Origin of the sequence: Paraburkholderia solisilvae, from assembly GCF_902859875.1 — a bacterium.
Lineage (GTDB): Bacteria > Pseudomonadota > Gammaproteobacteria > Burkholderiales > Burkholderiaceae > Paraburkholderia > Paraburkholderia solisilvae.
On sequence record NZ_CADIKF010000005.1, the window covers coordinates 121,011 to 137,570 of the forward strand.

Consider the following 16,560-nt stretch of genomic DNA (forward strand, 5'->3'; position numbering starts at 1 on the left):
CGGCCGGGATACCCCGGAGAACCCGCACAACACAACGGAGTCTTTCATCATGACGATGCCCACCATCCGGCACGTGCGTGCCTTTGTCGTCCGCGGCGGCGGCGCGGACTATCACGATCAACCCGGCGGCCACTGGATCGACGACCACATTGCGACGCCGATGGCGCGCTACCCCGAGTATCGGCAAAGCCGCCAGTCGTTCGGCATCAACGTGCTCGGCACGCTGGTCGTCGAGATCGAGGCGAGCGACGGCACCGTCGGCTTCGCGGTGACGACCGGCGGCGAGATCGGCGCGTTTATCGTCGAGCGGCATCTCGCGCGCTTTCTCGAAGGGCAACTCGTGACCGACATCGAGAAGATGTGGGATCAGATGTACTTCTCGACGCTGTACTACGGCCGCAAGGGCGTCGTGCTCAACACGATTTCCGGCGTCGATCTCGCGTTGTGGGATCTGCTCGCGAAAGTGCGCAAGGAGCCCGTGTACCAGTTATTGGGCGGCCCGGTGCGCGACGAGCTGATGTTCTACGCGACCGGCGCGCGGCCGGACCTCGCGAAAGACATGGGCTTTATCGGCGGCAAGCTGCCGTTGCAGCATGGCCCCGCGGAAGGCGAGGCGGGCCTGAAGCAGAACATCGAGCGCCTCGCCGACATGCGCAGCCGCGTCGGCGACGACTTCTGGCTGATGTACGACTGCTGGATGAGTCTCGACGTCACGTATGCGACGAAGTTCGCGAAAGCAGCGCACGAATACGGGCTCAAATGGATCGAGGAAGCATTGCCGCCCGATGACTACTGGGGTTACGCCGAACTGCGCCGCAACGTTCCGCGCGGCATGATGGTGTCCACCGGCGAACACGAAGCGACGCGCTGGGGGTTCCGGATGCTGCTCGAGATGGAGTGCTGCGATCTGATCCAGCCGGATGTCGGCTGGTGCGGCGGCATCACCGAACTGATCAAGATTTCGGCATTGGCCGATGCGCATAACGTGCTGGTGGTGCCGCACGGATCGTCGGTGTACAGCTATCACTTCGTCGTGACGCGGCACAACTCGCCGTTCTCCGAGTTCCTGATGATGGCGCCGAAAGCCGATCAGGTGGTGCCGATGTTCACACCGTTGCTGCTCGACGAGCCGGTGCCCGTCAACGGCCGGTTGAAAGTGCCGGACACACCGGGCTTCGGCGTGCGGTTGAATCCGGAATGCGCGCTCGTGCGGCCCTACGAGCACTAGAAGGCGTGCACTGAACAGCGCGCATGGATTGCCAAGCCAGAAAAACGAAGGAGACGGCAGTGCTGCTGAAAGACAAGTCGGTGATCGTGACGGGCGGCTCGCGCGGCATCGGCCGCGCGATTGCGGTTGCCTGCGCGACAGAAGGCGCGGACGTCGCGATCAATTACTGGGGCGACAACGACGCATCGTATGGGCGCCGCTCGGCGGTTGCGGAGGTCGTCGACGAAATCGAAGCGCTCGGCCGCCGCGTGATCGCGGTCGAAGGCAACGTCGCGGAGCGGGCCACTGGGCCGGAGCTCGTGCGCCGCACAGTCGAAGCGTTCGGCAAGGTCGATGTGCTGGCAAGCAACGCGGGTATTTGCCCGTTCCACGCGTTTCTCGATATGCCGGCCGATGTGCTCGAAACGACGGTCGCGGTGAACCTGAACGGCGCGTTCTATGTGACGCAAGCCGCCGCGCAGCAGATGAAGGCGCAAGGCGCGGGCGGCGCGATCGTCGCGACGAGCTCGATCAGCGCGCTGGTGGGCGGCGGCATGCAGACGCACTACACGCCGACCAAGGCCGGCGTTCATTCGCTGATGCAATCGTGCGCGATCGCACTCGGGCCGTACGGCATTCGTTGCAATTCGGTGATGCCCGGCACGATTGCAACGGACCTGAATGCGGACGATCTCGCGGACGAAGAAAAGAAAGCGTACTTCGAAAAGCGCATTCCGCTCGGGCGGCTCGGACGTCCCGACGACGTTGCCGATTGCGTGGTGTTTCTTGCGTCGGACCGCGCGCGCTATGTGACGGGCGCGGCGTTGCTGGTCGACGGCGGTCTGTTCGTGAACCTGCAATGACGCGCGGCCGACGCGGCGGCGTTCAGTGCGCGGGCGTCACGCGGTCGGCCGGCGCCGCGCCGCCGGCTGCGCCAGCCGTCGCCGCCGGCGTATCGCGTTTTAGCGTGAGCGAATGCTGACGCAGCAATTCGATGAAGCGTTCAGCCGGCTCGGCCAGCGCCTCTTCCTTGCGCGTGAGAATGCCGAAGCCCGCGAGGCTCTTGCCGATTTCGACCGGCAGCGCGACCAGCAGCTTGCCGCGCACGTGATCGCGCACCACCGATTCGGGCAGCATCGCGACCGCGTCGTAGTTTTCGAGCAGTTGCAGGGTCGCGAAGATCGATGCGCATTCGGTCAGGTTGGCGGGCGTCGTGAGCCCCGCGCGTGCGAGCTCTTCTTCGAACAGCACGCGCGCCGGACTCGTGATCGGTTGGGCCACCCATGGCCAGTCGATCAGCTCCGGCAGCGTCAACGCGGTGCGCCGCGCGAGCGGATGCACCGCGCGCACGATAAGCAGCAGCGTCTCGCGCGCGAGCGGCTCGAAGCTGAAATCGTTGTGCTGCAGCGGATTTGTCAGACGGCCGAGCGCGAGGTCGATTTCGCGGCGGTGCAGCAGTTGCACGACCTGGTCGCTGGTTTCGCCGAGGATGCAGACGTTGAGCAGCGGCCGCTCGGTCTTCAGCGACGCGACCGCCATTGCGAGCAGATCGGGCGCGGCGCCCATGATGGCGCCGACCGTCAGCTGCCCGTGACCGCCTTTGCGCTTCACGTCGAGGTCGGCGGCGAAGCGCGTGAGTTCGGCCAGCGCGCGGCGCGCGTACGCGAGCGTGACGACGCCAAGCGGCGTCGGCTGCATGCCGCGCGCATTGCGCTCGAACAGCAGAAAGCCGAGCGCTTCCTCGATGTCGCCGAGCATGCGGCTCGCGCTCGGCTGCGCAACGTTGATCGCGTCGGCGGCCTGATGGACGTTGCGCGTGTCGTCGAGCGCGACGAGCAGCGCAAGATGTTTGAACTTGAGCCGGTTGATCAGGGCAACGGTTGCGGCATTCTGGCTCATGAGCTGTGCGATCCGGTTTCGGTATCGCCCTATCCGAACAACGGATTGAGAGGCTATCGACGCCCGAATTATAGTCGCTGCATACGCGCGACCGCGAAAGTGCCCGGCAAGCGCCGCACACGGCATGAAAACCACGTCCGGCTCGAAAGACAGAACGGGAGACAACGCGACATGGAGACAATCGCTTTCCGGATGCTGCTGAACCCCGGCATGCGCGACGAATACGAACGCCGCCACGCGCAGATCTGGCCGGAGCTGGTTGACGCATTGCATCATGCCGGCGTGCGCGACTATTCGATCTTCTACGATGAGGCGACGCAACATCTTTTTGCGGTGCTCACGCGCACCGGCGATCACACGATGGACCAGCTGCCGCATCTCGACGTGATGCGCAAATGGTGGGATTACATGGCGGACATCATGCAGACCGCTGCCGGTCACACGCCGCTGCAACAGCCGCTAACACGGGTATTCCGTCTGCCTGATTTTGAAAAAGCGCGTTGAAAAAGCGCTGAAACACGCGACGCAAAATGAACTGACGACGTTCAACGGACAAAGGACGCTCCATGCAAGTGGTCGACCCGCATATTCACCTGTGGGACCTGAAGACGCATCACTATCCGTGGCTTGCCAATCCCGGCGTGTCGTTCGTCGGCGACGCGCGCGACTTGCAGCATGACTATCTGCTCGCCGATCTGCTTGCCGATGCGCAGCCGATCGAAGTACTGAAAGTGGTGCATGTCGAAGCGAACCACGATCCGGCGGATCCGGTCGAGGAAACGCGCTGGCTGCAAGAAATCGCCGATCATCCCGCGTCGCGCCGCATGCCGAACGGGATCGTCGCGGGCGTCGATCTGTCGTCGCCGGATGCCGCACAAATACTGGAAGGTCATGCGGCCTTCGCGAATACGCGCGGCGTGCGGCAGATCCTGAACGTGCACGACAACAAGCTGTACGACTATATCGGCCGGCATCTGATGCGCGATGCGGCATGGCGCGCAAACTTTGCGCTGCTGCGGCGCCACCAGATGTCGTTCGATATGCAGTTGTATCCGTCGCAGATGGATGAAGCCGCTACGCTTGCGCGCGAACATGCGGATACGCAGTTCATCGTGAATCACGCCGGCATGTTTGTCGATCGCGACAGCGTCGCGGGTTTTCGCGCGTGGCGCGACGGCATGCGCAAGCTCGCAGGCTGCGCGAACGTGGCGGTGAAGATCAGTGGCCTTGCGATGTTCGATCAGCGCTGGACGATCGAGAGCCTGCGGCCTTACGTGCTGGAAGCGATCGATGCGTTCGGCGTCGAGCGCGCAATGTTCGCGTCGAATTTCCCGGTCGACCGGCAGTTCGGGTCGTATGCGGATTTGTGGAACGCGTACGCGTCGATTGTCGGCGGTGCGAGCGACGCGGAGCGAGCGGCGCTTTTCGTGCGCAATGCGGAGCGGCTCTATCGCATCTGAACGCGGTCCAAACAGATCCCGTGATCGGGCAAAAGCGCAGCGAAAAGGCGCAACTCAAGCGGACCTCAAGCGCATCTCAAGCGCAACCGTAACAACGCGGCACATACGATGCCGCCTGCTGGAGGAGACACGCAGTGCAGCAACACACCGACGCGGTGCCGAGGCTGGAACTGAAACACGCGAGCAAATCGTTCGGCCGGGTTCGCGCGCTGTCTGACGGCGAACTCGTGCTCAAAGCCGGCGAAGTGCATGCGCTGCTCGGCGAGAATGGCGCGGGCAAATCCACGCTCGTGAAGATTCTCGCGGGCGTGCATCAGCCCGATAGCGGCGAGCTTTATATCGACGGCACGCCGCGCCGTTTTGCGACGCCGGCCGAAGCGCGCGACGCGGGCCTCGCCGTGATCTATCAGGAACCGACGCTGTTCTTCGATCTGTCGATTGCGGAGAACATCTATATGGGACGCCAGCCGGTGGACCGCGTCGGCCGCATTCAATACGACGCGATGCGTGACGAAGTGAACGGCCTGCTCGCGTCGCTCGGCGTCGATCTGCGGGCGGATCGACTGGTGCGCGGCCTGTCGATCGCGGACCAGCAGGTGATTGAAATCGCCAAGGCGCTGTCGCTGAATGCGAGCGTGCTGATCATGGATGAGCCGACGGCCGCGTTGTCGCTGCCGGAAGTCGAGCGGCTCTTTGCGATCGTGCGCAAGCTGCGCGAACGCGACGTTGCGATTCTGTTCATCACGCACCGGCTCGACGAAGTGTTCGTGCTGACCCAGCACGTTACCATCATGCGCGACGGCGCGAAGGTATTCGACGCACCGACTTCGACGCTCACCACCGATGCGATTGTCGCGAAGATGGTGGGCCGCGATCTCGAAACGTTCTATCCGAAAGCGGACGTGACGCCGGGCGAGGTGCGGCTCGCGGTGCGTGGGCTCACGCGTATCGGCGTATTCACGGATATTTCGTTCGAGGTTCGCGCGGGTGAGATCGTGGCGCTCGCGGGCCTCGTCGGCGCGGGCCGCAGCGAAGTCGCGCGCGCGGTCTTCGGGATCGACCCCTACGATGCGGGCGAGGTTCACATCGGCGGCAAGCGCCTTGCGCCGGGACGTCCGGCCGCGGCGGTGCGCGCGGGTCTCGCACTGGTGCCGGAAGACCGGCGCCAGCAGGGCCTCGCGCTCGAACTGAGCATCGCACGCAACGCGTCGATGACGGTGCTCGGCCGGCTCGTGCGTCATGGGCTGATCTTCACGCGCAGCGAGACGCAGCTCGCCACGCATTGGGGAAAACGTCTGCGCCTGAAGGCAGACGACCCCAGTGCCGCGGCCGGCACGCTTTCCGGCGGCAACCAGCAGAAAGTGGTGCTCGGCAAATGGCTCGCGACCCACCCGAACGTGCTGATCATCGACGAGCCGACACGCGGTATCGACGTCGGCGCGAAGGCGGAAGTGTATGGCGCGCTATCGGAACTGGTGCACAACGGCATGGCGGTGCTGATGATTTCCAGCGAACTGCCGGAGGTGCTCGGCATGGCTGACCGCGTGCTGGTGATGCACGAAGGGCGGATCAGCGCCGAAATCGCGCGTGCCGATGCGAGCGAGCAACGGATCATGAGCGCGGCGCTCGGCCAGCACGCCGCCCAATGGGGGCACGCCGCATGATGCGCCATTCGTCGACCCATGCCGCGCCGGTTCACGCGCAGGCCGGCAAGCGCGCCGCGCCGCGCGCCGGAAGTTTCGTTGGGGCCGTTGCGAAAAGCCGCGAAACGACGCTGTTTATCGTGCTGCTGCTGCTGATCGCGGGCACCGCGCTCGCGCGGCCGCAATTCCTGAATCTGCAGAATCTGCGAGACGTGCTGCTGAACGTGTCGATCATCAGCTTGCTGACGGCCGGCATGACCGTCGTGATCCTGATGCGGCATATCGACCTGTCGGTCGGCTCGACGGTCGGCATCAGCGCTTATGCGGTCGGCAGTCTGTACGTGGCGTTCCCGCATATGCCGGTGCTGGTCGCGCTGGCGGCGGGGCTGGCGATCGGCCTTGTCGCGGGCGGCATCAACGCGCTGCTGGTCGCGGTCGGCCGCGTGCCGTCACTGGTCGCGACGCTGTCGACGCTCTATATTTTCCGCGGCGCCGATTACGCATGGGTGCACGGCGGCCAGATCAACGCGACGAGCTTGCCCGATGCGTTTTCGCGACTCGCGACCGGTGCGGCATTCGGCATTCCGACGCTTGCGCTGATCGCCGCCGCGGTGCTGATTGCGCTCGGCGTGTATCTGAAGCATTTCCGCGGCGGCCGCGAGCACTACGCGATCGGCTCGAACCCGGAAGCGGCGCGGCTTGCGGGCGTTAACGTCGAACGGCGTGTGATGGCCGGCTTTCTGCTGTCCGGCGCGATTGCCGGCTTTGCGGGCGCGCTGTGGCTCGCGCGGTTCGGCACGGTCGATGCCAGCACCGCGAAGGGTATCGAACTGCAGGTGGTGGCGGCGGCGGTCGTCGGCAGTGTGGCGATTACCGGCGGCGTTGGCACGATTCTCGGTGCGACGCTCGGCGCACTGGTGCTCGGCGTGATCAGCATTGCGCTGGTCGTGCTGCATGTGTCGCCATTCTGGGAGCAGGCCATCGAAGGCGCGCTGATCGTCGCCGCGATCGCGGCCGATACTTTGCTCGCCCGCTCCGTCGCCAAACGCACGATGAGGAAACGCGATCATGGCTAAACCCGATTCCGCGCTGCTCACGCGCAAGCGCCAGACGCCGCTGCGCTGGGAGACGCTGCTCGTGATCGTGCTCGTGCTGTCGCTCGGGCTCGGCCGGGTGCTGTCGCCGGTGTTCCTGACGGGGGCGAACCTGTCGAACGTGCTCGCCGATCTGACCGAGATCGCGTTGATGGCATTGCCGATGACATTGATTATCGTCGCGGCGGAAATCGATCTGTCGGTCGCATCGGTGCTCGGCGCATCGAGCGCGCTGATGGGCGTGCTGTGGCATATGGGCCTGCCGATGCCCGCGGTGATCGTGCTCGTGCTGCTGTTCGGCGTACTGGCCGGGCTGTTGAACGGTTTGGTCATTGTCAGGCTCAACCTGCCGTCGCTCGCAGTCACGATCGGCACGCTCGCGCTGTTTCGCGGGCTGGCTTATGTGCTGCTCGGCGACCAGGCCGTCGCGGATTTTCCGCCGCCCTACACGGCGTTCGGCATGGATACGCTCGGTGCAAGCTTTATTCCGCTGCCGTTCGTAATTGTCATCGTGTGCGCGGTGCTGTTTACGGTGCTGCTGCAGGCCACCGCGTTCGGCCGCAGCCTGTATGCGATTGGCGCGAACCCGACGGCCGCCGCGTTTTCCGGCATCGAGGTCGCCAGAATCCGGCTCACCACGTTTGTGCTGTCGGGCGCGATGAGCGCGCTGGCCGGTATCGTCTATACGCTGCGTTTTACGAGCGCGCGCGGCGACAACGGCGAAGGATTCGAACTGTCGGTGATCGCCGCGGTGCTGTTCGGCGGCGTCAGCATTTTCGGCGGACGCGGCTCGATGATCGGTGTGCTGCTGTCGCTGCTGATCATCGGCGTATTGAAGAACGCGCTGACGCTCGACGACGTATCGAGCGAAACGCTGACGATCGTCACCGGTGCGTTGCTGCTGGCATCCGTGCTGATTCCGAATCTGGTTGCCCGCTGGCGGGCGATGCGAGACCGGCGCTTTCTTGCGAAGACTGCGGCAAAGACCTGAACCATATCAACAACCCGGGCCCACGTGGCCCGTCCATTCCAGCGAGGAGACACGCAATGCATCAACCCCTGCTTTACGCGAGAACCGCGGCCGCTCGTGCGGCCGCCGCGGTGGCCACGGCGGCGCTGTTAGGCACGGCGATGCTGGGTATCGCCGGCGGCGCGCATGCGGCCGACCTCAAGAGCGGCTTGAAGATCGCCTTCGTGCCGAAGCAGATCAACAACCCGTACGAAGTGATCGCCGACGACGGCGGCATGGCCGCCATCAAGGAGTTCAAGGGTGACGGCAAGGTGGTCGGCCCGTCGGATGCGGGCGCGTCATCGCAGGTGTCGTATATCAACACGTTGATCACGCAACGGCAGGACGCGATCGTGATCGCCGCGAACGATGCGAACGCGCTTGTGCCGTATCTGAAGAAGGCGATGTCGCAAGGCATCAAGGTCGTGACATTCGATTCGGACACCGCGCCGGAAGGGCGGCAAGTGTTCGTCAATCAGGCGAATGCGGAGAGTATTGGCCGCGGCCAGATTCAGCTCGTATCGAAACTGATGGGCGGCGAAGGCGAGTTCGCGATTCTGTCGGCCACGCCGAACGCGACGAATCAGAACACCTGGATCAAATGGATGCAGGAGGAGCTGAAGAAACCCGAGTATTCGAAGATGAAGCTCGTGAAGATCGCGTACGGTAACGACGACGACCAGAAGTCGTTTGTCGAAACGCAGGGCTTGTTGCAGGCCTATCCGAATCTGAAGGCGATCGTTGCGCCGACCTCGGTCGGTATCGCCGCCGCGGCGCGTTATATTTCGACGTCGTCGAGCAAGGGCAAGGTGGCGGTGACCGGCCTCGGTACGCCGAACCAGATGCGCGCGTTCGTGAAGAACGGCACGGTCAAGGCGTTCCAGTTATGGGATCCGGGTCAACTCGGCTATCTGGCCGCGTATGCGGCCGCGAACCTCGCGGCGGGCACGATTACCGGCAAGGAAGGCGAGTCGTTCGAAGCGGGCAAGCTCGGCAAGCGCACGATCGGCGCGAGCGGCGAGGTGATCCTCGGACCGCCGACCACGTTCGACGCAAGCAATATCGACAACTTCAATTTCTGACGCGTGCCGGCCACGCGGCGACAGCACGCGTGAACGGCTGAACATCGTTGCGAAACACGAGCCGCGCAGGCCATTGCCTGTGCGGTTTTTTTATTGAATGAGCCGGTTGATCTGCGCGTAGCGAATCAGCTCGGCATTGGACGTCATGCCCAGCTTGCGCATCGCGTTGCCTTTTTGTGTCGCGACGGTGGAAACGGAGCGGCTCACACGTGCGGCGATGTCGGTGAGCGACAGGCCGGCTCCATACATGCGAATCACTTCGAGCTCCTTGCCGGTGAGCGACGATCGATCGGCCAGTGCCGGCGCGCTCGGACCCAAGCCGTCGAGAATCGACTTCACGCCCGCGGACCGGTACCGCTGCGAATGCAGTGCAACCTGGAGCGCCGCTTCAATGAATATGCCGACGCTTTCGGTTTTCGTCACGATGCCGGCCACGTCCATCTGGTCGAGCTCCTGCAGGATGTCGCGATTGCGGACCATCGTGAACACGATGATCGGCGTAGCCGGATAGAGCCGCTTCAGGCGCCTCACGAGATGCAATCCGTCGCGATCGGCTTCGACGCCATGCATCAACAGATCGGTGACGATCAGATGCCATGCTCCGGTCTGCAATGCGTCGAGCAGTTCAGCGCCCGACGCGACACTGGCGGCGATGCACATGCCGGCGACACGGCTGAACGCGGCGGCGGCTGCATGGCGGATCACCGGATGATCGTCAGCGACGGCGATCCGGAGCTCGCGTGACAAGGGTTCATATGATGGTGCGTGCATGCTGAATGCGGTGCATGACCGCAGCTTTCGTAACGCCGCGATTCTAGCCGTCGATGGCTGCTTACGCAGCAAAGTGACGATATTTTACGGTCGATCACGTAAATTCGAAGAATTCCTATAGTCCTTGCGATCGGCAATCCGGATACTGCAGTCGGTTCGAATCGACCTTTCGGACGATGCATTCGGACCGTTTGTCATTAACCAATGAGGGTAAAAAAACATGCAGAAAATCGATCGCAGCGCATTGACTCAAGCCAACGTCGCCGGTGGGTGCAACAAGCGTAGCTCCGCCTCCGCCAGCGCGACGTCGGTGGTCGTGGTGAAGGTAGGCTGACCATGCAGAAAATTGAGCGTAATGCATTGATCGAAGCCAAGGTTGCGGGGGGCTGCAATAAGCGTAGTTCGAGTTCCGCCCAGGCGACGACGGTCGTCGTGGTGAAAGTGAGCTGACGATGCAAAAAATCGACCGTCACGCATTGGCGCATGCGGGCATCGCCGGTGGCAGCAACAAGGGCGGCTACAGCTCCGCCACGTCCACGTCGATAGTCGTGGTGCAGGCGAGCGCATCGCAAACGCCCACGCCTCCGCCGTCGCACCACTAATCGGGTAACGCCGCTTCAGGCGCCCGCGCCCGCGGCGCATTCTTGCAGCGTGCAGGAAAGCGCCGCGGTTACGCCGGTTGGCGCGGCATCGAATCGATGAAATTTCTGCTTTCCCCGTGGCGCCTTCTGTTGCGTGCCGTGCGCCTTGGCGCGGTATGGCATTACCGGCTCCGTGCGCGGCTGTTGTGCCGTATGTCGCTGCGCACGATCGAGCACCTGGCGCTGGCGGGATGGGCGATACGCAGCATCGTCGACGCACGCGCGCGTTGGGCCGGCCTCGAGCGATGGGAAACCGGCCGAGACGTGCTGCGGCTGCAAGCGCTGAAACGGCGTGACGTGCTGATTGGCGCGCGTCTTGAAAGGCTGATTGATCAGCGGCTGCATTTCGGCCGGCAGTTATGCCGTGCCGAGACATGGCCGGATCTGCAGGCGGTTGCCGCGGCTATTGCAAACACGATGGCCGTACTGAAAGCCCAGGCGCCGGGGCGGCCGGTTATCGTCGCGCCGCTTCATTACGTGTCCCAGTACGCGAACATCTATGTGGTCGACGAACTGCGCAAGCAGCTCGGGCTGGAGTCGATCGGCGTCGTATCCGGCGTGCCGCGCAATCTGTATGGCGACGACGACGCGCTGATTCCGGCGATCGACGTGCTGCACACCTACAGCGGCGAAAACCGCCACGGCCTCGGTCTGCGGGTGGCCCGGTCGCTGCGGCGCAACGGCGTGGTGGTGTTGTTCGCGGATGTGCCGCCTTACACGCTGATGCGCTTTCCGATGGAAACAGTCAATGTCACGATGTTCGGCCGCGCGGCGCGGATTCACCACGGTGTGTTTCGTCTGGGCGCGCCTGCCGACGCATGGCTGTTGCCGTTCTATTTGCGCTTCGAGCGAGGACGGTTCGGTGCGCAGCTGTGCGATGCAATCCCGCTCGCGGCTGCGGACGCGCCCCAACGTGTCGCGGATTGCATCGAAAGCGCGCTCACCGATAACTTCGCCCGTTCGCTCGTGACCGGCCATTCGGCGATCTATTCGTTTTCTCCGTCCCGCTGACACGTGCGGCGCACGGCCCGCACCGCGACTTCCCAGCCCTCTTTGCCGCCTGCCGTGGCGGGTTTTTGCCTTACTGCAATGGATCCAACCAGTCTGCCCCAGTTTCGCGACGTCCCGTGGCGATGGATTGCCTATGCGAGCTCAGCGCTGCTCATGGCGGCGATCGTCTTCGCGTTCAATCGCGAGATTGAAATCAAGCAGGACGTGCCATGCGAAATCGTGTCGTCATCCGAAGTGAAAATTCGCGGCATCAGCGGGCTGGTGTCGTCGATCTACGTTCAGCCGCGCACGCAGGTCGCACAGGGCGCGCCGCTTTTCAGGCTGCAGCGCGACCTGTCGCTCGCGAGCGACGGCCGCCAGCGCGTCGACTTCGATGCGCGGATGCATGACGAACAGCTGGCGGCCGCCGATACGCAGTGGGTGCAGCGCAAAGCGCAGTTGCGCGCGCAACTGGATGGTGCGCGCGCGACCGACGCGAGCCGGCGCGCCGAACTGTCCGCGCTCGACGAGCAGATCGCGCAGACGGATGCGCTGGCCGCGGGATCGGAGCGCAAGCTGCGGCGGCTTGAAGCCGCCGCCGGCTTTGTCACCGCAAACCGCGTCGAGGACGCCAGCGCGGAAGTCCATCAGGCGAAGGCGAGCGTCGCGCAGAGCATCGCGCGGCGTGCGCAACTGGTCGGCGAAATCGGCGCGTTGCGCAATACGCGCGCCGATCTCGACGCGCAATCGAAGGAACTCGACGCGCGTCATGCGCGCGACGTGCAGGACATCCAGCTGCGTTTCGAGCAGTCCCGCCAGGATACGACGATTTCCGCGCCGAAAGCGGGCACGGTCACGTTTTCGAGTCTCGTGCCCGGCCGCATGCTGGCGCCCGAAGATGTGGCGCTGGTGATCGCGACCGGCGACGACCGCCGCCTGCGCGCCGCTCTATTGATTCCATCGCGGCGCCGCGGATTCGTGCGGATCGGTCAGACGGTACGGCTCAAATTCGATGCGTTTCCATACGCGAAGTTCGGTACGTACGAGGCGCGTATCGACGCACTATCGGATACGACGGTGGACGCCCCCGCGACGCCGGACGGCAACCAGAAAAATGCCGGCAAGCCAGCCGGCGACAGCTACATGGCATGGACGACGCTGCGCGGCCGCACGTTCGATTACGAAGGGCAGCACTTTGACATCCTGCCGGGCATGCGGGCGACGGCCAGCATCGTCGTCGAAAGAAGAACGATTGCGGAGTGGGTGCTCGCGCCGCTGTTCCGTGTATGGAGGGGCTGAGCGTGCGCATCATCTACCAGAACGAAGTGGCCGAATGCGGCTATGCCTGTCTTGCAATGGTGCTGTCCAATCTTGGCCGGGCGACCGAACCGCGCGAACTGTCGGCGTTCCGGCCCATCTCGGCTAACGGCCTTTCTCTGATGGACCTGTATGACGTGGCCGTCGAGTTCGGCCTCGCGGTGCAGGCCTATCGTTTCGATTCGGCGGCCGATCTGCACTCGATTGCGCGTGGTTCGATCCTGCACTTCGGCGGCGCGCATTTCGTGGTGTTCGAGAAGGCCGGCCGCGGCTACGTGCAGGTCATCGATCCGGCTACCGGCAGAAGACGCATCTCGATCGATACGTTCGTCGCGAGCGCGTCGGGCTATCTGCTCGAATGCGCGGCGACGCCGGCGCTGCCGCGCATTCGCGCGAAGTCGCGAATTCCGGCGGCGCTCGCGCGCGTGCGGGCGCTGAACCCGTCGCTCCGGCAGCAACTCGCGAAGGTGCTATGGGTCGCGCTCGGCAGCCAGTTCGCGATCCTGGCGATGCCTTACCTCGGGAATCTCGTGCTCGACTATGTCGTGGCGGCCGACAACCTGAATCTGCTGAGCGTGCTGGTGCTGACGTTCGCCAGCATTTTCGCGGCCGGCGCGTTGAGTCACTACGTTGAAGCGACGCTCGTCGAACTGCTGCACGGCCGGGTGCGGATCAATTCGACCGAGGGATTGCTCGGCCACCTGCTGCGCAACCCGATGTCGTGGTTCGAGAAGCGCCATGTCGGCGATGTCTTCGCGCGCGTCAAGGCGCAGGACGAAATCAGCGTGTACGCGACGCGTACTGTTGTGTCGCTGTGCATCGACGTGACGGTCGGCCTGCTGGCATTGTGCCTGATGCTGATGCAAAACCGGCGCCTCACGCTGGTCGCGCTGGCGATGTTTGCCATTTATGTCGCGATTGCGGTGGCCATGTTCGCGCGCATGCGCGACACCCACGCGCTGGTGGTCGAGCGCTCGGCGCGTTGCGACGACGCGCTGATCGAAACCATCCGCGCGGCATCGCTCATCAAGCTCGCGCGGGGCGAGACGCGTCGCACCGCGCTCTTTATGACGCAGTACAACGCATATATCGCGGCGACGCTGTCGAGCGCGCGCCTGACGAATACGCGAGATGCGATCCTGAAGCTCGTCAATTACGCGGACACGCTTGCAATTACCTGGTTCGCCACGCGCCTGATGCTGAGCGGAACGGTGTCCGTCGGCGTGTTCTACTCGTTCCTGATCTACAAATCGCTGCTTTCGGAGCGCTTTGCGCATGCGATCAACGCGGGCTTTTCGTATCTGATGCTGAGCGTGCCGGCGGGACGCGTGGCCGATATCGCCGACTGTGAAGAAGAACGTTACACGCCGCTCGCGGACAGCCTGAGAGCGGCGGAGGTCCGCGCATTCGAGCAGATCGAGGTGCGCGACGTGACATTCCGCTACGGCGTGTCGGACCAGCCGGTGCTGAGAAACGCGAGCATCGATATTGTCAGCGGCGACAAGATTGCGATCATTGGCCCATCGGGCAGCGGCAAGTCGACGCTATTCAAGCTGCTGTCCGCAGCCGAGCCGCTGCAGCAAGGGCACATCGCGCTGAACGGCATCGACTGGCGCAATCTGAGCGTCGACGAAATTCGCCGCCACGCGGCGCATATGCGCCAGGGCGACCTGATTCTGCACGGCTCGATTGCCGACAACGTGTCGCTGTTTGCGGCGAGCGTCGATGAAGAGCGCGTGCACGCGACGCTCGCCGCGGTCGGCCTGCTCGACGACGTGATGCGTCTGCCGATGCGCACCCGCACCGTGATCAGCGACACGATCGCGAATATTTCGGCCGGGCAACGCCAGCGACTGCTGCTGGCGCGTGTGCTGTATCAGCGGCGCAGTCTGCTGTTGCTCGACGAACCGACCTCCAATCTCGATCCGTTGTCGGTCCGGCATATCGCCGCGCTGCTGCGGCAGCTCGAATGCACGGTGGTCGTGATCACGCATGACCTGACGCTGGCCGCGGCATTCGACATCCGTTACCGGCTGCACGATGGCGCGTTGCTGCGCGAGACACCGGGGCAACCGAGCCTCGTCACGGAGGCTGCACATGATTGATCGACGCCTGACAGCGAGCGTGCTTGCCGTACTGCTGTTCAGTCACGGCCACGCATCGGCGGCGGATCTGCCGCAGGTAGTGGAACAGGCCGTCGAACACGACGCGAATGTCGCGCAAGCGCGTGCGTCATACGACGCGGCGCGCCAGGCGGTGCCCACCGCGCGCGCCGCGCTGTTGCCGCAGCTGTCGGGCGGCTGGGGGCGCGGCTATAACCGCATCGATACCGAGGATTTTCCGCGCAGCACGTACTGGCAAAGCGGCTGGACCGTCAGCCTGACGCAGCCGCTGTTCGACTGGACGCGCTGGACCGCATACAAGCAGGCCGACGTTATCGAAGCGCGCGGCGCGGTCGAATTCGGCGGTGCGCAGCAGGCGTCGATTCTGCGCGCGGCGAAGGCGTATTTCGATGAGCTGGCCGCGGAAGACGAGCTGCGCCGCATCGACGATTACCTCGCGGCCGTCGATGCCGAATCCGACCAGTTGCAGCGCCGGCGCGATGCGGGCGAGGCGACCGTCATCGACTTGCGCGAAGCGCAGACGCTGCGCAGTGAAATCGTTTTGCAGCAACGCGTCGCGCAGAACGCGCTGCAAACGAAGCGTCGGGCGCTCGAGCAGGTGACGGGCGCGCCTTTCGAGCCGCTGGTGCGTTTGAACGGCGCCACGGTGCTGCCTGCTGCTGCGCCCGCCGACCCGGATGCATGGGCGGCGCAGGCGCGCGAGCATGGTTTCGATGTGCAGATGCGGCAACTCGACTGGCGGATCGCGCAGTACGACGTCAGCAAGGCGCAAGCTGCGCACTATCCGGTTGCGGGCGTGACGGCGACCTACACGCCTGCGGGTGCGGCGGCGGGCTACGCGCGCCCGACGACCACGACCACCGCGATGCTGACGGTGACGGTGCCGATTTTCTCCGGCGGCGAACTGCAGGCGAAAGTGCGGGCGTCCGCCGCACTCGAAGACAAGGCGCGCAACGGTTTGCTTGCGGCGCAACGCGACGCCGAAGCGGCCGCGCGCGACAGTTTTGCCCGTTACGAAGCGGGGCGCGAGCGGACCGCGATGCTGCTCGACTTTGTCGCTGCGTGTCGCGACACGCTGGCCGCGACGCAGGCCGGCTATAAGGTCGGCAGCCGCACCAGCACCGACGTGCTGCGTGCGATGAATGCGCTGTATGTCGCGCAGCGCGACTGGCGTGCTGCGCGTTATGACACGATTGTCGCGCTGCTGCAGCTGAAGGCCGATACCGCGACGCTGAATCTCGACGACATTGCGGCCATCAGCACACTGCTGATGGTGCAAAGCGGCGACAACAAGCCGCCGGCATAAGGGATAACACGGCCTCGC

General features: G+C 64.3%; 15 protein-coding genes. 13 read left to right on the forward strand and 2 right to left on the reverse strand.

Annotated elements, in window-relative coordinates:
• Positions 1–49: 49 nt before the first annotated feature.
• Positions 50–1,228 carry an L-rhamnonate dehydratase gene (gene rhmD, locus HV675_RS05335; protein ID WP_175109745.1) on the forward strand — a complete coding sequence of 393 codons (1,179 nt, stop codon included), beginning with the start codon at positions 50–52 and terminating at the stop codon, positions 1,226–1,228.
• Between the two features lie 59 nt (positions 1,229–1,287).
• Complete coding sequence (gene lra1, locus HV675_RS05340) at positions 1,288–2,070, forward strand: L-rhamnose 1-dehydrogenase Lra1 (RefSeq protein WP_175109746.1); 783 nt, start codon at positions 1,288–1,290, stop codon at positions 2,068–2,070.
• A gap of 22 nt (positions 2,071–2,092) precedes the next feature.
• Here the strand turns inward: lra1 and HV675_RS05345 are convergent, their stop codons facing one another.
• The gene (locus HV675_RS05345) at positions 2,093–3,106 is read right to left on the reverse strand and encodes a LysR family transcriptional regulator (protein WP_175109747.1); all 1,014 of its coding nucleotides are present in this window, start codon (positions 3,104–3,106) and stop codon (positions 2,093–2,095) included.
• Between the two features lie 171 nt (positions 3,107–3,277).
• On the opposite strand from HV675_RS05345, the gene HV675_RS05350 reads away from it, so the two are divergent.
• From HV675_RS05350 to rhaS, 6 genes are all read left to right on the forward strand, one after another.
• On the forward strand, positions 3,278–3,610 hold the full coding sequence (locus tag HV675_RS05350) for an L-rhamnose mutarotase (protein ID WP_175109748.1): 333 nt from the start codon (positions 3,278–3,280) through the stop codon (positions 3,608–3,610).
• 62 nt (positions 3,611–3,672) lie between these two features.
• Complete coding sequence (locus HV675_RS05355) at positions 3,673–4,566, forward strand: amidohydrolase family protein (RefSeq protein ID WP_175109749.1); 894 nt, start codon at positions 3,673–3,675, stop codon at positions 4,564–4,566.
• 134 nt (positions 4,567–4,700) lie between these two features.
• Positions 4,701–6,230: a sugar ABC transporter ATP-binding protein gene (locus tag HV675_RS05360; protein WP_175109750.1), complete on the forward strand. Its 1,530-nt coding sequence runs from the start codon at positions 4,701–4,703 to the stop codon at positions 6,228–6,230.
• Entirely contained in the window at positions 6,227–7,285 is a 1,059-nt protein-coding gene (locus HV675_RS05365; RefSeq protein WP_175109751.1) for an ABC transporter permease, read from the forward strand. Before HV675_RS05360 ends, HV675_RS05365 begins: the two co-directional genes overlap by 4 nt.
• Positions 7,278–8,294, forward strand: coding sequence for an ABC transporter permease (locus HV675_RS05370; protein WP_175109752.1), 1,017 nt, complete (start codon positions 7,278–7,280; stop codon positions 8,292–8,294). Before HV675_RS05365 ends, HV675_RS05370 begins: the two co-directional genes overlap by 8 nt.
• 140 nt (positions 8,295–8,434) lie before the next feature.
• Entirely contained in the window at positions 8,435–9,394 is a 960-nt protein-coding gene (gene rhaS / locus HV675_RS05375; RefSeq protein ID WP_175109795.1) for a rhamnose ABC transporter substrate-binding protein, read from the forward strand.
• A gap of 90 nt (positions 9,395–9,484) precedes the next feature.
• Here rhaS and HV675_RS05380 read toward each other — a convergent pair whose 3' ends face one another.
• Positions 9,485–10,141 carry a response regulator gene (locus HV675_RS05380; RefSeq protein WP_175109753.1) on the reverse strand — a complete coding sequence of 219 codons (657 nt, stop codon included), beginning with the start codon at positions 10,139–10,141 and terminating at the stop codon, positions 9,485–9,487.
• 476 nt (positions 10,142–10,617) lie between these two features.
• Between HV675_RS05380 and HV675_RS05385 the strand changes: the two genes are divergently transcribed.
• The 5 genes from HV675_RS05385 to HV675_RS05405 all read left to right on the forward strand — a co-directional run bounded on the left by HV675_RS05385 (position 10,618) and on the right by HV675_RS05405 (position 16,542).
• The gene (locus tag HV675_RS05385; protein WP_175109754.1) at positions 10,618–10,767 is read left to right on the forward strand and encodes a hypothetical protein; all 150 of its coding nucleotides are present in this window, start codon (positions 10,618–10,620) and stop codon (positions 10,765–10,767) included.
• Positions 10,768–10,863: 96 nt separating this feature from the next.
• Positions 10,864–11,817, forward strand: a complete 954-nt coding sequence (locus tag HV675_RS05390) for a lysophospholipid acyltransferase family protein (RefSeq protein WP_246270105.1) — start codon at positions 10,864–10,866, stop codon at positions 11,815–11,817.
• A gap of 78 nt (positions 11,818–11,895) precedes the next feature.
• Entirely contained in the window at positions 11,896–13,095 is a 1,200-nt protein-coding gene (locus tag HV675_RS05395; RefSeq protein WP_175109755.1) for an HlyD family secretion protein, read from the forward strand.
• A 2-nt stretch (positions 13,096–13,097) separates the two neighbouring features.
• Complete coding sequence (locus HV675_RS05400; protein WP_175109756.1) at positions 13,098–15,218, forward strand: peptidase domain-containing ABC transporter; 2,121 nt, start codon at positions 13,098–13,100, stop codon at positions 15,216–15,218.
• Positions 15,211–16,542 (forward strand): TolC family outer membrane protein, encoded by a 1,332-nt coding sequence (locus HV675_RS05405; RefSeq protein ID WP_175109757.1) that lies wholly within the window; start codon positions 15,211–15,213, stop codon positions 16,540–16,542. The genes HV675_RS05400 and HV675_RS05405 overlap by 8 nt, the downstream gene beginning before the upstream one ends.
• The last annotated feature ends 18 nt before the right edge of the window (positions 16,543–16,560 follow it).

Excerpts from the sequence above, each read along its gene's own strand:
- HV675_RS05365 (WP_175109751.1), top strand. The coding sequence starts at position 6,227 with ATGATGCGCCATTCGTCGACCCATGCCGCGCCGGTTCACGCGCAGGCC.
- HV675_RS05345 (WP_175109747.1), bottom strand. The coding sequence starts at position 3,106 with ATGAGCCAGAATGCCGCAACCGTTGCCCTGATCAACCGGCTCAAGTTC.
- HV675_RS05385 (WP_175109754.1), top strand. The coding sequence starts at position 10,618 with ATGCAAAAAATCGACCGTCACGCATTGGCGCATGCGGGCATCGCCGGT.
- HV675_RS05355 (WP_175109749.1), top strand. The coding sequence starts at position 3,673 with ATGCAAGTGGTCGACCCGCATATTCACCTGTGGGACCTGAAGACGCAT.
- HV675_RS05370 (WP_175109752.1), top strand. The coding sequence starts at position 7,278 with ATGGCTAAACCCGATTCCGCGCTGCTCACGCGCAAGCGCCAGACGCCG.
- HV675_RS05405 (WP_175109757.1), top strand. The coding sequence starts at position 15,211 with ATGATTGATCGACGCCTGACAGCGAGCGTGCTTGCCGTACTGCTGTTC.
- rhaS (WP_175109795.1), top strand. The coding sequence starts at position 8,435 with ATGCTGGGTATCGCCGGCGGCGCGCATGCGGCCGACCTCAAGAGCGGC.
- HV675_RS05390 (WP_246270105.1), top strand. The coding sequence starts at position 10,864 with ATGAAATTTCTGCTTTCCCCGTGGCGCCTTCTGTTGCGTGCCGTGCGC.
- HV675_RS05350 (WP_175109748.1), top strand. The coding sequence starts at position 3,278 with ATGGAGACAATCGCTTTCCGGATGCTGCTGAACCCCGGCATGCGCGAC.
- rhmD (WP_175109745.1), top strand. The coding sequence starts at position 50 with ATGACGATGCCCACCATCCGGCACGTGCGTGCCTTTGTCGTCCGCGGC.
- HV675_RS05395 (WP_175109755.1), top strand. The coding sequence starts at position 11,896 with ATGGATCCAACCAGTCTGCCCCAGTTTCGCGACGTCCCGTGGCGATGG.